Source organism: Pseudomonas triclosanedens (assembly GCF_026686735.1).
GTDB classification, from domain to species: Bacteria; Pseudomonadota; Gammaproteobacteria; order Pseudomonadales; family Pseudomonadaceae; genus Pseudomonas; species Pseudomonas triclosanedens.
In genome coordinates this window covers 4,199,376-4,213,874 of record NZ_CP113432.1, presented here as the reverse complement: position 1 = coordinate 4,213,874, position 14,499 = coordinate 4,199,376, and the positions used below count along the sequence as shown (strand labels likewise).

15 protein-coding genes are annotated in these 14,499 nt (G+C 63.5%); 11 read left to right on the top strand and 4 right to left on the bottom strand.

What is annotated here, in order from left to right:
• The first annotated feature begins 10 nt into the window (after positions 1–10).
• The 3 genes from OU419_RS19550 (at position 11) to sthA (ending at position 4,149) form a co-directional block, all read left to right on the top strand.
• On the top strand, positions 11–1,399 hold the full coding sequence (locus tag OU419_RS19550; RefSeq protein ID WP_254475033.1) for an amino acid permease: 1,389 nt from the start codon (positions 11–13) through the stop codon (positions 1,397–1,399).
• Between the two features lie 164 nt (positions 1,400–1,563).
• Positions 1,564–2,553 (top strand): FAD:protein FMN transferase, encoded by a 990-nt coding sequence (locus OU419_RS19545; RefSeq protein WP_254475134.1) that lies wholly within the window; start codon positions 1,564–1,566, stop codon positions 2,551–2,553.
• A 201-nt stretch (positions 2,554–2,754) separates the two neighbouring features.
• Positions 2,755–4,149 (top strand): Si-specific NAD(P)(+) transhydrogenase, encoded by a 1,395-nt coding sequence (sthA, locus tag OU419_RS19540; RefSeq protein WP_254475035.1) that lies wholly within the window; start codon positions 2,755–2,757, stop codon positions 4,147–4,149.
• Positions 4,150–4,191: 42 nt separating this feature from the next.
• On the opposite strand, the gene OU419_RS19535 is transcribed toward sthA, so the two are convergent.
• From OU419_RS19535 to OU419_RS19525, 3 genes are read right to left on the bottom strand one after another with little or no spacing between them, the layout of a single operon-like run.
• Positions 4,192–4,914: a glycerophosphodiester phosphodiesterase gene (locus tag OU419_RS19535; RefSeq protein ID WP_254475037.1), complete on the bottom strand. Its 723-nt coding sequence runs from the start codon at positions 4,912–4,914 to the stop codon at positions 4,192–4,194.
• Positions 4,911–5,225 (bottom strand): phosphodiesterase, encoded by a 315-nt coding sequence (locus tag OU419_RS19530; RefSeq protein ID WP_254475039.1) that lies wholly within the window; start codon positions 5,223–5,225, stop codon positions 4,911–4,913. Before OU419_RS19530 ends, OU419_RS19535 begins: the two co-directional genes overlap by 4 nt.
• Positions 5,226–5,239: 14 nt before the next feature.
• Positions 5,240–5,815, bottom strand: coding sequence for a PilZ domain-containing protein (locus tag OU419_RS19525; protein ID WP_254475041.1), 576 nt, complete (start codon positions 5,813–5,815; stop codon positions 5,240–5,242).
• A gap of 125 nt (positions 5,816–5,940) precedes the next feature.
• On the opposite strand from OU419_RS19525, the gene OU419_RS19520 reads away from it, so the two are divergent.
• Genes OU419_RS19520 through OU419_RS19510 form a run of 3 tightly spaced genes read left to right on the top strand, consistent with a single transcriptional unit; the run spans position 5,941 to position 9,144 of the window.
• Complete coding sequence (locus OU419_RS19520) at positions 5,941–7,194, top strand: lipoprotein-releasing ABC transporter permease subunit (RefSeq protein ID WP_254475054.1); 1,254 nt, start codon at positions 5,941–5,943, stop codon at positions 7,192–7,194.
• Positions 7,187–7,885: a lipoprotein-releasing ABC transporter ATP-binding protein LolD gene (lolD, locus tag OU419_RS19515; protein ID WP_254475056.1), complete on the top strand. Its 699-nt coding sequence runs from the start codon at positions 7,187–7,189 to the stop codon at positions 7,883–7,885. The genes OU419_RS19520 and lolD overlap by 8 nt, the downstream gene beginning before the upstream one ends.
• A gap of 11 nt (positions 7,886–7,896) precedes the next feature.
• Complete coding sequence (locus OU419_RS19510; RefSeq protein WP_254475060.1) at positions 7,897–9,144, top strand: lipoprotein-releasing ABC transporter permease subunit; 1,248 nt, start codon at positions 7,897–7,899, stop codon at positions 9,142–9,144.
• A 78-nt stretch (positions 9,145–9,222) separates the two neighbouring features.
• On the opposite strand, the gene OU419_RS19505 is transcribed toward OU419_RS19510, so the two are convergent.
• Positions 9,223–9,753: a DUF2062 domain-containing protein gene (locus tag OU419_RS19505; protein WP_254475062.1), complete on the bottom strand. Its 531-nt coding sequence runs from the start codon at positions 9,751–9,753 to the stop codon at positions 9,223–9,225.
• A 150-nt stretch (positions 9,754–9,903) separates the two neighbouring features.
• Here OU419_RS19505 and OU419_RS19500 point away from each other — a divergent pair, with 150 nt between their 5' ends.
• From OU419_RS19500 to OU419_RS19480, 5 genes are all read left to right on the top strand, one after another.
• On the top strand, positions 9,904–12,114 hold the full coding sequence (locus OU419_RS19500; RefSeq protein WP_254475064.1) for a DNA internalization-related competence protein ComEC/Rec2: 2,211 nt from the start codon (positions 9,904–9,906) through the stop codon (positions 12,112–12,114).
• Positions 12,115–12,186: 72 nt separating this feature from the next.
• Positions 12,187–12,822: a MotA/TolQ/ExbB proton channel family protein gene (locus OU419_RS19495; protein ID WP_254475066.1), complete on the top strand. Its 636-nt coding sequence runs from the start codon at positions 12,187–12,189 to the stop codon at positions 12,820–12,822.
• Positions 12,819–13,262 (top strand): ExbD/TolR family protein, encoded by a 444-nt coding sequence (locus OU419_RS19490; protein WP_254475068.1) that lies wholly within the window; start codon positions 12,819–12,821, stop codon positions 13,260–13,262. Before OU419_RS19495 ends, OU419_RS19490 begins: the two co-directional genes overlap by 4 nt.
• Positions 13,262–14,260, top strand: coding sequence for a tetraacyldisaccharide 4'-kinase (gene lpxK, locus OU419_RS19485; protein WP_254475070.1), 999 nt, complete (start codon positions 13,262–13,264; stop codon positions 14,258–14,260). The genes OU419_RS19490 and lpxK overlap by 1 nt, the downstream gene beginning before the upstream one ends.
• 51 nt (positions 14,261–14,311) lie before the next feature.
• On the top strand, positions 14,312–14,497 hold the full coding sequence (locus tag OU419_RS19480; protein ID WP_009621404.1) for a Trm112 family protein: 186 nt from the start codon (positions 14,312–14,314) through the stop codon (positions 14,495–14,497).
• The last annotated feature ends 2 nt before the right edge of the window (positions 14,498–14,499 follow it).

Sequence of the window (14,499 nt, the reverse complement as noted above, 5' to 3'; positions counted from 1 at the left end):
AAGACTTCAAATGGATGGACAACATCTGCATGAAGGCGAGCTGAAGCGCGGTCTCAAGAACCGCCATATCCAGCTTATCGCCCTCGGCGGCGCCATCGGCACCGGCCTGTTCCTCGGTTCTGCCGGGGTGCTGCAATCAGCCGGCCCGTCGATGATCCTCGGCTACGCCATCGGCGGCTTCATCGCCTTCCTGATCATGCGCCAGCTCGGCGAAATGATCGTCGAGGAGCCGGTGGCCGGTTCCTTCAGTCATTTTGCGCACAAGTACTGGGGCGGCTTTGCCGGCTTCATGTCGGGCTGGAACTATTGGGTGCTGTACATCCTGGTGGGGATGTCCGAGCTGACGGCGGTTGGAAAGTACATCCAGTTCTGGTGGCCCGACTTCCCGACCTGGGCCACGGCGGCGGTGTTCTTCGTCCTGATCAACACCATCAATCTGTTCAACGTGAAAGCGTTCGGCGAGACCGAGTTCTGGTTCGCGATCATCAAGGTTGTGGCCATCATCGGCATGATCCTGCTGGGCGTCTGGCTGCTGGTCAGCGGCACCGGCGGCCCGCAAGCCTCGGTGAGCAACCTGTGGGCCCACGGCGGCTTCTTCCCCAATGGCCTGAAGGGCCTGGTGATGGTCCTGGCGATCATCATGTTCTCCTTCGGCGGTCTGGAGCTGGTGGGTATTACCGCCGCCGAAGCCTCCGAGCCGAAGAAGGTGATCCCCAAGGCGATCAACCAGGTGATCTACCGCATCCTGATCTTCTACATCGGCGCCCTGGCGGTGTTGCTCTCGCTGTACCCGTGGGATGCCCTGCTGGAGAGCATCAACAGCGCCGGCGATGCCTATAGCGGCAGCCCGTTCGTGAAAGTCTTCTCGCTGCTGGGCAGCGATATGGCCGCCAACGTGCTGAATTTTGTGGTGCTCACTGCCGCGCTGTCGGTCTACAACAGCTGCGTGTACTGCAACAGCCGCATGCTCTACGGCCTGGCCGAACAGGGCGATGCCCCGCGTGCCTTCGCCAAGGTGGATAGCCGTGGTGTACCGCTGCTGGCCATTGGCGTATCGGCGTTCATCACCCTGGCCTGCGTAGTGGTCAACTATGTGATTCCGCACCAGGCTCTGGAGCTGCTGATGTCTCTGGTGGTTGCCGCTCTGGTAATCAACTGGGCAATGATCAGCCTGGCCCACATGAAGTTCCGCAAGGCCATGCAGGCCAAGGGCGTGCAGCCGTTCTTCCGCGCGCTGTGGTACCCCTTCGGCAACTGGCTGTGCCTGGCGTTCGTAGTGTTCATCCTCGGCATCATGCTGCAGATTCCGGGCATCGACGTCTCGGTGTACGCAATCCCGGTGTGGATCGTACTGATGGGGGGCTGCTACCTGATCAAGCAGTCCCGGGCCAGGGCCTGAGCAAGATGAAACGGGAGCTTCGGCTCCCGTTTTCTTTTGGTAACGCACCTTTGCCACAGCGGAAACAGTGGCACGGCGCGCTTGCGGTAGAATGCCCGGCGCCGCGCGCCTGGCGGCGAAGGAGTGAACCGGTGTCCTGTGCAAGATTGCTGATCGTACCGCTGATGGTCCTGCTTTCCATGACCGGACTGGGTGGTTGCGGGCAGTCGGTCGAGCGTTTCGGCGGGCCGACGATGGGCAGCAGCTACACCGTGCAGTTCGTGCCAGCCAACAACGTGCCGGACGCCGCGAAGCTCAAGGCTGAGGTCGATGCCATCCTGGCCGATCTGGATCAGCAGTTCTCCACGTATCGCGACGATTCCATCGTGTCACGCTTCAATGCTCTGCCGGCTGGTTCCTGCATGGCGTTGCCGGCGGACATGCTCAAGCTCTGGCGCTTCGGCGAGGCGCTGGCGCAGCAGAGCGACGGCGCGTTCGATCTCACTGTCGAGCCGTTGATGAACCTCTGGGGCTTCGGCCCGCAGTCGCGCCGCGAGCAGGTGCCGGACGCAGCGGCGCTGGAGCGCGAGCGTGCGCGCGTCGGTCACCGGCATCTGCGCCTGGAGGACGGGCGCCTTTGCAAGTCGGTGGACACGCAGCTCGATTTCGACAGCATTGTCGCTGGCTACGCGGTGGACAAGGTCAGTACGCGCCTGGCCGCGTTGGGGCTGAAGAATTTCCTGGTAGAGATCACCGGCGAGCTCAAGGCTGTTGGCCACAAGCCGGACGGCACGTCCTGGCGCGTGGCGCTGGAGGTACCCAGCGGCGAACGCGAGCGGCAGGTGGAGCGCTCGGTGGCGGTGGATGGCTTCGGATTGTCCACTTCCGGCGACTACCGCAACTATTTCGAGGAAGGTGGGCAGCGCTACTCGCACACCTTCGACCCGCGCAGCGGCATGCCGGTCAGGCATGCGCTGGCGGCGGTCACGGTGGCCGATGCGCAGGCGTTGCGGGCCGATGGCCTGTCGACCCTGCTGATGGTGCTGGGGCCGGAGGAGGGCTATACCTTTGCCGAGCGCAATGGTCTGGCGGCGTTCTTCATCGTGCGCCAGGGCGAGGGGTTCAGCACTCGCGCCACATCGCGCTTCGAGGAACTGTTCCCGGTGCCTGAGTGAAAGGTTCACCGGGCAAAATGAGCGTTGGAGCCGGCATGTAGTGATGGCAATGCTCGCCTACCTGCCGACCAAGCGCTAATGTGCAGCCTTTTGCCGCAGGGCTAAGCTGCGCCAATGTTTCGATCCGTCCCGGTGCATGTGGTGCCGGGGCTTTGCCGGGAGCGTCAGATGGGCGTCCCGGCCTGTTCTGAAGGAGTACGCATGGCTGTCTACAACTACGACGTGGTGATTCTCGGCACGGGCCCGGCAGGCGAGGGGGCAGCTATGAATGCCTCCAAGTACGGGCGCAAGCTGGCGGTGGTGGACAGCCGGCGCGTGGTCGGCGGCAACTGCACGCACCTGGGTACCATCCCGTCCAAGGCACTGCGTCACTCGGTGAAGCAGATCATCGAATTCAACACCAATCCGATGTTCCGCCAGATCGGCGAGCCGCGCTGGTTCTCCTTCCCTGACGTGCTGAAAAGCGCCGAGAAGGTCATCTCCAAGCAGGTCGCATCGCGCACCGGCTACTACGCGCGCAATCGAATCGACATGTTCAACGGCACCGCCAGCTTCGTCGATGAGCGCACCGTTGAGGTCGTGACTCCTAGCGGCGCCGTCGAGCGCCTGGTGGCCGACCAGTTCGTGATCGCCACCGGCTCGCGCCCGTATCGTCCGTCGGACATCAACTTCAACCACCCGCGTGTTTACGATAGCGACACCATCCTGTCGCTGAGCCATACCCCGCGCCGCCTGATCATCTACGGAGCTGGCGTGATCGGCTGCGAGTACGCCTCGATCTTCAGTGGCCTGGGCGTGCTGGTGGATCTGATCGATACCCGCGACCAGTTGCTGAGCTTCCTCGACGACGAAATCTCCGATGCCCTGAGCTACCACCTGCGCAACAACAACGTGCTGATTCGTCACAACGAAGAGTACGAACGCGTGGAAGGCCTGGATAACGGCGTGGTGCTGCACCTGAAGTCGGGCAAGAAGATCAAGGCCGACGCCCTGCTGTGGTGTAACGGCCGTACCGGCAACACCGACCGGCTGGGCCTGGAGAATATCGGCATCAAGGTCAACAGCCGTGGCCAGGTCGAGGTGGACGAGAACTATCGCACCTCGGTGTCGAACATCTATGCAGCGGGCGACGTGATCGGCTGGCCGAGCCTTGCCAGCGCTGCCTACGACCAGGGCCGTTCCGCTGCCGGCAACATCGTCGAGCACGATGGCTGGCGCTTCGTCAATGACGTGCCGACCGGCATCTACACGATTCCGGAGATCAGCTCCATCGGCAAGAACGAGCACGAACTGACCGCCGCGAAGATTCCCTATGAAGTGGGTAAGGCTTTCTTCAAGGGCATGGCGCGTGCGCAGATTTCCAACGAGCCGGTAGGGATGCTGAAGATCCTGTTCCACCGCGACACCCTGGAAATACTCGGTGTGCACTGTTTCGGCGACCAGGCTTCGGAGATCGTTCACATCGGCCAGGCAATCATGAATCAGCCGGGCGAACTGAACACCCTGAAGTACTTCGTCAACACCACCTTCAATTACCCTACGATGGCCGAAGCCTACCGCGTGGCGGCATTCGACGGCCTGAACCGGCTTTTTTGAAGTACTCCGACCGGCGGCCTGAGCCGGTCGGGGGGAATCTGCTCAGCGATTCCCGATCGTGGCAGTGGCCAAACCGGGAAAGTCTGTAATCAGGCTATCCACGCCAAAATCAGCGAGCCGGCGCATCAGTGCCGGCTCGTTGACCGTCCACACCGAGACATGCAGACCCTGCTTCTGCGCCTTGAGCAGCCGCTCCGGGGTGCACAGCATCCAGTTCAGTGCCAGCAGATCGCAGCCATAGTGCGCTGCCACCTTCAGCGGATCGAGCCAGGCGTATTCGGCGACCAGCCCGCGCGAAAGGTCCGGTGCCAGTTCTTCAAGTGCGCGCAATACGGTGCGTGAACTCGACGTCACCGTGACCCTCTTGTGAATCCCGAAGCGGCCGACCAGTTGGTGGATCGCCTGTACTGTGCGTGCGGCGCGGTCCTTCGAGGCGCTTTTCACCTCCAGTTGCCAGTGCTCGAACTCGCAGCGCTCGAACAGCTCCGACAGCCGCGGAATAGGACAGGGCCGCACCCAGCCCGGGCCGCCTTCGCGTGCGTCGAAGGTCACCAGGTCGTCCGCCAGTTGTTCGGAAACCTTGCCGCGCCGGCCGGTGGTGCGCTTGAGCGTCGGATCGTGAATGACCATCAGTTCGCCGTCGCGAGACAAGTGCAGATCCAGCTCGCAGCGCGTCACGCCGTGTTCCAGGCAGCGCTGGAAACTGGGCAGGGTGTTTTCCGGTACCTCGCCTTTGGCACCGCGATGTCCATAGATCAGAGTCACTTGGGCTCCTTGGGAGACTGATTCTGGGGAGGGAGGGTTCGGGAATGGTGCTGGCGTACCGCGTCCACGACGTGGCCGCTCTCGAAATAGACGCTGAACTCCCGATAGTCCCAGCGAGTGATTGGTGGCTTGCCTACCGGTGAGTGCTCATCGTCCGGCAGACCGAAGCGCTCCAGCACGGCTTTCTGGCTCTCGCCGTGAGTTGGCAGGGCGATGTGTGGATCGCCCTGGTCGCCAATCGGGATTTCGATGGTTTCGGCCAGAAGCGGCAGCGGTGCGGCCAGGCAGAGTAATAGAAGCAGGTGGCGCATGTATTTCCCTTTGCTCATTCGCTGCGGGCCTTGGCCAGGCGTCGTTCCAGGGCCTGGCGTTGGAGGATATGACGGGCCAGCAACTGACGCTGGGTATCGCTGAGAGTCTCGAATTCGGTACCGATCGCGTAGTCGCCTCCGTCCTGCTGCCGGCAGTGTGTGACCCGGGCGCGCAGCAGCAGGCCCAGGCCTTGCGGAAGCAGCACGATCTTCAGCGCGAGCCCCTGGCCTACCGGCATTGGCTGCGGGTCGCAGAAATCGATACCGCCCTCGGAGAGCGTGACTTTGCGCGACGGGCCGATCTCCCGCAGCACGCTCTGGGTCAGAGCCTGGGCGATCAGGTCGATGCGCTTGTTGATTACCTTCAGGTAGCTGGCCAGCGGCCGGTCGCGCTCGTTGATGTGGCGCAGCAGGTGCTGCGACTCGAAGTCCGCCAGGTGCAGATCGCTGAGCAGGTTGAATAGCGCGGAATCATCCTGAAGCACTTCTTCGGATCGGATTTCATCCCCACGCAGGGGGCGAAATTCCAATGCGAGCGTATCTTCAATACGATAGTATTCGCGGCGGTCATCCGCGTCTGGACTGGACATGGCGAACCCACGGCGGTAGTGATGGTCTGAGTGTAAAGCCGCCTGCCAAGCCTCGCCACACGGAAGTCAGCCTCCGGAAGGATTCAGTCATCAGGCGCACTTTTCATCTTCTCGATCGGTCCCCCATGTTCAGACCACTCTCCGTCTACATCGGAACGCGTTACACACGCGCCAAACGCCGCAGCCACTTCGTCTCCTTCATCTCCCTCACCTCCATGATCGGCCTCGCGCTGGGCGTGGTGGTGATGATCGTTGTGCTGTCGGTCATGAACGGCTTCGATCACGAGATGCGTACTCGCGTGCTGGGCATGGTGCCCCACGCCACGGTCGAGTCGTACCAGCCCATCAACGACTGGCGCGGCATCGCCGGGCAGATCAAGACACAGCATCCCAACGTCCTGGAGGTCGCGCCCTTCATCCAGATGCAGGGGTTGCTGAGCGCCGGCGGCGTGGTGCAGAAGGTGTTGATAAACGCGGTCGATCCGAATGAGGAGAGCAAGGTCTCGATCATTGGCGACTTCTTCAAGGAAGGCTCGCTGCAGAGCCTCAAGTCAGGCGAATTCGGCATCCTGATCGGCGACAAGGCCGCCGCCAACCTCGGCGTGAAGATCGGCGACAAGATCACCTTCATCGCCCCTGAAGTCTCGGTGACACCGGCGGGCATGTTCCCGCGCATGAAGCGCTTCACCGTGGCTGGCACCTTCCACGTCGGAGCCGGCGAGCTGGACGGCTATGTGGCGATGGTTCATATCGATGACGCCGCGCGCATGCGCCGCCTCAAGGAAGGCCAGGTCGAAGGCCTGCGCCTGAAGCTTGACGATCTGTTCCAGGCACCTCGCACCGCGTGGGAAATCGCCCGCACCCTGAAAGGCAACGACTACTTCGCCCGCGACTGGACTCGCAGCCACGGCAACCTGTACCAGGCGATCCGCATGGAGAAATCCATGATCGGCCTGCTGTTGTTGCTGATCGTCGCGGTCGCCGCGTTCAACATCATTTCCACCCTGGTGATGGTCGTGACCGACAAGAAGGCCGACATCGCCATCCTGCGCACGCTGGGGGCCACGCCCGGCCAGATCATGGCGACCTTCATGGTCCAGGGCACGGTGATCGGCGTCATTGGCACCTTCATCGGCGGTGTACTCGGCATCCTCGCGGCGCTCAACGTCAGCTCCGCCATCGCTCTGCTGGAGCGCCTGCTTGGCCACAAATTCCTCAACGCGGACGTGTACTTCATCGATTACCTGCCCTCGCAACTGATGAGCGAGGACGTGATCCTGGTGTGCAGCGCCGCGCTGATCCTGAGTTTCTTCGCCACCCTGTATCCGGCCTGGCGTGCGGCGCGCACCCAGCCCGCGGAGGCATTGCGTTATGAGTAAGCCGACCCCCCACGACCAGGCTGTCCTGAGCTGCCGCGACCTCGGCAAGCGCTATGAGGAAGGCCCGCAGTCGGTCGAGGTCCTCGCCGGCGTGCAACTGGAGCTGATGCCGGGCGAGCGTGTTGCCATCATCGGCAGCTCCGGTTCGGGCAAGAGCACCCTGCTGAACATGCTGGGCGGTCTGGACACGCCCAGCACCGGCAGCGTCTGGCTGGCCGGCGAGCAGTTGTCGGCGCTGAATGAAAAGCAGCGCGGCCTGCTGCGCAATCGCGCGCTGGGCTTCGTCTACCAGTTCCACCACCTGCTGCCGGAGTTCACTGCGCTGGAGAATGTCTGCATGCCATTGCTGATCGGCAAGACACCGATCCCGGAGGCACGCCAGCGCGCCACCGCGCTCCTCGAACGCGTGGGCCTGGGGCATCGTCTGAGCCACAAGCCGGCGGAGCTTTCCGGTGGTGAGCGTCAGCGTGTGGCCATCGCACGCGCCCTGGTGAACACGCCGCAACTGGTGCTGCTCGACGAGCCCACCGGCAACCTCGACCAGCACACCGCCCACGGTATCCAGGAACTGATGCTGGAGCTGTCGCAGTCTCTGCGTACCGCCTTCCTGGTGGTGACTCACGACACTCACCTCGCCCAGCAGATGGATCGCGTGCTGCGCCTGGAGGAGGGTCGGCTGGTCGCCGCCTGAGGGATACCCGAATGTTCAGACCCCTCTCTGTCTTCATCGGCACTCGCTACACCAGGGCCAAGAGACGCAATCACTACATCTCCTTCATCTCCCTGACTTCGATGATCGGCCTCGCCCTGGGTGTGCTGGCGATGATCGTGGTGCTCTCGGTAATGAACGGGTTCCAGAAGGAAATGCGTGCGCGCATCCTGGGCATGGTGCCGCACGCCGTGCTGCAGCCTGTCAGCGGCCCGCTGGATGACTGGCGCACGGTGGCCGATACGGCGAAGAAGAATCCGCAGGTGGTCGGCGCGGTGCCTTACACCGAAATCGACGGCATGCTTTCCTACAAGGGCATGATGCAGCCGATCGAGGTGGACGGTGTCGATCCGGCGCTGGAAACCCAGGTATCGATCATCGGCCAGCACATGATCCAGGGGCGCTTCGATGCGCTCAAGGCGGGCGAATTCGGCGTGGTCGTCGGCGATATCACCGCGCGGCGCTTCCATGTCGGTGTCGGGGACAGTCTGCTGCTGATCGTTCCGGAGCCCAGTTCCGCTCCGGGAGGCATCACACCGCGGATGCAGCGCCTGAATGTCGTTGGCGTGTTCAAGGTTGGCGCCGAGTTGGACAGTACCCTGGCGCTCATCCACGTTGACGACGCCGCGAGCCTGATGCGTTGGCAGCCGGGGCAGGTGCAAAGCGTGCGCATTGCCCTTAAGGATCTGTTCCAGGCACCGGATATCGGTGAGCGTATCGCCAGGCAACTGGGCGAAGGCTACCGTTCGGTGGACTGGACCCACACCCAGGGCAGCCTGTTCAGCGCGATGAAGATGGAAAAGACCATGATCGGCCTGCTGCTGCTGCTGATCGTCGCAGTCGCCGCCTTCAACATCATCGCGACCCTGATTATGGTGGTTGCAGACAAGCGCGCGGACATCGCCATCCTCCGTACCCTGGGCGCCACGCCGAAGCAGATCATGGCCATCTTCATGGTCCAGGGCACGGTGATCGGCCTGATCGGCACCGTCATTGGCTGCGTGCTCGGTGTGCTGGCGGCGTACAACGTAACGGCGATCGTTTCGACGCTGGAGCGAATTGCCGGTACCCACGTGTTCAACTCGGATATCTACTTCATCAACTACCTGCCGTCCGATCCGCAGATCGCCGATATCGTCCTGATCTGCGTGGCGGCGCTGTCAATGAGCTTCCTCGCCACGCTGTATCCGGCCTGGCGCGCGGCCTCGACCCAGCCTGCGGAGTCACTGCGCTACGAGTGATTCCCCGGCCCATGAAAAAAGCCGCCCTTGGGGCGGCTTTTTTGTGTTTGGGATTCATGGCATTGCAGGAACTGTACTTCAATGCTCGCGCTGCACATTGCGCAGTGCCTGGCGGCGGCGCCAGCTACGGCCGATCCACCAGCGCCAGTAGCCTTCGGTCAGGGCGAAGCCGATAGCTCCCACCACGACTCCGCAGATCACCGAGCCGAGCAGGAACGGCTGCCAGAGCAGTGACAGCTCGCTGCTGATCCACTCCCAGGTCAGGTGGTCGGGGAGTACGCGCGCCGGGATGTTCATGACCCAGGCGCCCATCTTGTAGGTGCAATAGAACACCGGTGGCATGGTGATCGGGTTGGTCAGCCAGACCAGGCCGACGGAGATCGGCAGGTTGGCCCGCACCCACACGGCCAGAGAGGCGGCCAACAGCATCTGCAGCGGGATGGGGATGAAAGCGGCGAACAGTCCCATGCCCATCGCCCGCGACACCGAGCGGCGGTTGAGATGCCAGAGGTTGGGCGAATGAACCAGTGGCCCCAGGAAGCGCAAGCCCTTGTGGTTCCGGATGGTTTCCGGATCAGGCATGTAGCGCTTGAAAATTCTGCGCGGCATGGGGGAAATCTCTGACAGACAGACGACGTCCCATTATGCCTAGCTAGGTGACAGTCTTTCGTTGCCAAGTATGTCCATGTGTAACCGTCACCCTTCGTACGTTGATGGTTGCGCGGGGCTTCAGGGAGGAGTCGATTGCCTCGTTCAGGGATGATCGCGCTGGCGTTGGGGATGCTGGCGCTACGGTGGGTGCCGACGCTGCCGCCGATCTGGCTGCTGCTGGTGCTGGTGTTTCTCGCCTTGCCGCTGCTATTGAGTCGCTTCTGTTTCGTCAGTCTGTGCCTGTTGGGGTTCGTCTGGGCCTGCCATTCGGCCCAGGGAGCGTTGGATGACCGGCTGCCCAGGGCGCTGGATGGGCGCACCCTCTGGCTGGAGGGGACGGTTGAGGGCTTGCCGGACCGTAGCGGACCGTCGGTGCGCTTCATTCTCGCCAACGTGTCCAGCCCGCGCATGAAGCTGCCGCAGCGCATGCGTTTGTCTTGGTTCGCGGGCCCTCCAGTGACGGGCGGCGAACGCTGGCGGCTGGCGGTCAAGCTCAAGCTGCCGCATGGTATGGCCAACGAGGCCGGGTTTGACTACGAGGCCTGGCTGACTGCGCAACGCATCGGGGCGACCGGCAGCGTAAAGGCCGGCGAGCGTCTGGCTGCGGCCAGCGGGCCGGCCGGCTGGCGAGAAGCCTGGCGACAGCGCTTGCTGTCGGTCGATGCCGACGGGAGATCCGGTGCCCTGGTGGCTCTCGTTCTGGGCGACGCGTCCGGACTGAGCAGCGTGGATTGGCAGGTGCTACAGGATACGGGGACCCTGCATCTGATGGTGATCTCCGGATCGCACGTCTCGCTGCTGGCCGGTCTGCTGTACCTGTTGGTCGCGGGGATGGCCAGGCGTGGAATCTGGCCGTCCCGGATTCCCTGGTTGCCCTGTGCGTGTCTGCTGGCGGCGGCTGTCGCCTGGTCGTATGGCCTGATGGCGGGTTTCGACGTTCCGGTGCGGCGCGCCTGTGTCATGGTCTCGATGGTGCTGCTCTGGCGTTTGTGCTATCGCCGTGCGGGCTTGTGGACGCCATTGCTCGGTGCGCTGCTGCTGGTGTTGTCGAGTGAGCCGTTGGTGGTCCTGTCGGCGGGGTTCTGGCTGTCATATTCGGCCGTTGCACTGCTCATCTTCGGTTTTGCCGGTCGTCTGGGCCGGTGGATGGCCTGGCTGACGTGGCTGCGGGCGCAGTGGGTCATGGCTCTCGGGTTGCTGCCGGCGTCGATGGCGCTGGGGTTGCCGCTCAGCATCAGTGGGATGCTGGCAAATCTTATCGCTGTGCCCTGGGTGGAACTGGCGGTGGTTCCGCTGGCGTTGATCGGCAGTCTGACGCTATGGGTGCCCTGGCTCGGCGAGTCGCTGCTGTGGCTGGCTGGTGCAGCGCTGGATGTACTGTTCCGATCGCTGGAGTGGATGGCTTCGCTCGCTCCAGCCTGGCAGCCGACCGCGGCGCCGGCCTGGGCTTTGCTGCTGGCTCTGGTCGGCGTCCTGCTGATACTGGCGCCTGCCGGTGTGCCGGGGCGGGCGCTGGGCGTCGCCATGTTGTTGCCCATGTTCTTTCCCCCATTGTCGGTGCCGGCGCCAGGGCTCGCCGAGGTGCGCGTGCTCGATGTGGGGCAGGGCTTGTCGGTACTGATTCGAACGCACTCGAGCGCCTGGCTCTACGACGCAGGACCACGCAGTGGCGACTTCGACGCAGGCGCCCGCGTGGTGGTGCCGGTCATGCGCAGCCTGGGGGTACGGCGCCTCGACATGCTGATGCTCAGCCACGCCGACAGCGATCATGCGGGCGGGGCGCTGGCGGTCAGCATGGCCATGCGGCCGCGAGAGACCGTCGGCGGCGAGGTGGAGCGCCTGCCCGCGGGGCTTGCTGCGAAGCCTTGCAGCGCTCGGGAGTGGATAGTCGACGGGGTACGACTTTCCAGTTGGGCGTGGTTGGCGGCACAGGACAGCAACGGACGATCCTGCGTGCTCAGGATCGAGGCGAATGGCGAGGTGTTGCTGCTGACGGGCGATCTGCCGCTGGTTGCGGAGTCGGCATGGTTGGCTGCGCACCCTCAGGCTCATGTCGATTGGTTGCTGGCAGGTCATCATGGCAGCCGGAGTTCTTCGGGCGCCTCGTTTCTGCGGGCGTTGAAACCCTCCGCGGCGTTGATATCCCGTGGTGCCAGCAATCCCTATGGGCATCCGCATCCGTCGGTCGTGCAGCGCTTTCGCGCACAGGGCATCGAGATTCACGATACGGCGGAGGAGGGCGCGCTACTGGTAATGCTGGGTGCACGTGAGCCGCTCCAGGGAGTGCGGCAGAGCGCACATTTCTGGCAGGAAAAATGAGAACGGTGGCGGTCGGCGCGGATCGGACCCTGTGCTAGAGTGGCGCCACTTTTTTCAGGGGGATTCACCACTGTGTGGGAACTGGTCAAAGCTGGCGGCTGGATGATGCTGCCGATCTTGCTGAGCTCCGTCGCTGCCATGGCGATCATCGCCGAACGTCTGTGGACTTTGCGCAAGAGCCGCGTGGCTCCGCCGCAACTGCTCGGCCAGGTGTGGAAGCAGATCAAGGACAAGAAGATGAACAGCCAGGCGCTCAAGGACCTGCGTGCATCGTCCCCTCTGGGTGAAATCCTGGCCGCCGGCCTGGCCAACTCCAAGCACGGTCGCGAGATCATGAAGGAGTGCATCGAAGAGGCCGCTTCCCGGGTCATCCATGAGCTCGAACGCTACCTCAACGCGCTGGGCACCATCGCCGCGATGGCGCCGCTGCTCGGCCTGCTGGGTACGGTGTTCGGAATGATCCAGATTTTCAGTGCCTTCATGGGCGATGGCATGGCCAATGCCCCGATGCTCGCTGGCGGTATCTCCAAGGCTCTGATCACCACCGCATCTGGCCTGGTCGTCGCTATTCCCGCCGTATTCTTCCACCGCTATCTGCTGCGTCGCGTCGACGAGCTGGTGATCGCTATGGAGCAGGAGGCGATCAAGCTGGTTGAAGTGGTCCAGGGCGACCGCGAAGTCGACTTCGTCGAGGAAGGCAAAGCGTGAAGTTCCGCCGTAGAGCGGGCGGCGCGGCTCGCGAGGACGTCTTCATCAACCTGGCGTCGCTGATCGACGTGATCTTTGTGCTGCTGCTGTTCTTCGTGGTCAGCACGTCGTTCACCAAGCCGTCGCAGCTCAAGGTCGAATTGCCCGAGGCGGTCAGCGGCACGCCGCCCGAGGCCACTGAAGTCAAGCAACTGGAGCTGGCCATCAGCGTCGAGGGCCACTATGCCCTGAACGGCCAGAGCCTGGCGCGGGACGACCTGGACAACCTGATGGCGGCCATGCAGCGGGAGTCCGGTGGGGACAATAGCCTTCCGGTGGTGATCACCGCCGATGGCAAGGTCAACTACCAATCCGTGGTCACCGCGATGGACGCGGCGGGCAAGCTGGGCTTCACCCACCTGCGCATCACCACCATCGAGGCCCATTCGGCCAAGCCCTGATGGCGTTCTCCGACCGTCTGCTCGAGGCCTGGTACAAGGGGCATCCGGCCCTGGTACTGTTGCGTCCGTTCGAGCTGCTGTACCGGCGCGTTGCCCGTGGCCGCCGTAAGGCCTTTCTTTCCGGCGCCAAGCCTGCCTACCGTGCTCCGGTCCCGGTCATCGTGGTTGGCAATATCACGGTGGGCGGCACCGGCAAGACGCCGATGATTCTCTGGCTGATCGAACATTGCCGCGCCCGTGGCCTCGAGGTCGGCGTGGTCAGCCGCGGCTATGGCGCCAAGCCACCACAGACGCCCTGGCGCGTCCGCGCCGAGCAGTCCGCGGCGGAGGCGGGAGACGAGCCGTTGATGATCGTCCGACGCAGTGGCGTTCCTCTGATGATCGACCCCGACCGTTCCAACGCCGTGCGTACGCTGCTTGCCGAAGAATCGCTGGACCTGATCCTCTGCGATGATGGACTGCAGCATTACCGTCTGGCCCGCGATCTGGAGCTGGTGCTGATCGACGCCGCACGTGGCCTGGGTAATCGCCGTTGCCTGCCAGCCGGTCCGTTGCGCGAGCCCGCCGAGCGCCTGGCCGATGTCGATGCTGTGCTGCACAACGGCGCGGCATCCGATCCGGCTGGTGCATTCTCCTTTGTCCTGCAGCCATCCGCCCTGGTCAACCTTGCCAGCGGCGAGCGTCGTGGCATCGAGCATTTTCCCGCCGGTCAGGCGCTCCACGCCCTGGCGGGGATCGGCAACCCCCAGCGTTTCTTCGCAACGCTCGAGGCGCTAAACTGGCGCCCGATTCCGCATCCCTTCCCCGACCATGCGGCCTACACCGCCGACCAGCTTCGGTTCAGCCCCGAACTGCCGCTGGTCATGACCGAGAAGGACGCGGTGAAATGCCGGGCCTTCGCTGCGCCAGACTGGTGGTATCTCGCCGTCGAGGCACAGCCTTCGCCGGCCTTCGTCGCCTGGTTCGACGCCCAGCTCGAGCGCTTGGTCGCCCGCTGATCCTTCGTCCTGCGCGACGTATGCACTCTATTCAAGTTCAAGGAACGCATCATGGACCCGAAACTCCTCGATATCCTCGCCTGTCCGCTGTGCAAGGGCCCGCTCAAGCTCACTGACGACAAGTCCGAGCTGATCTGCAAGGCCGACGGCCTGGCCTATCCGGTGCGCGATGGCATCCCGGTGATGCTCGAAGGCGAGGCACGTACCCTGAACGTCGACGAGCGTCTGGATAAGTAATC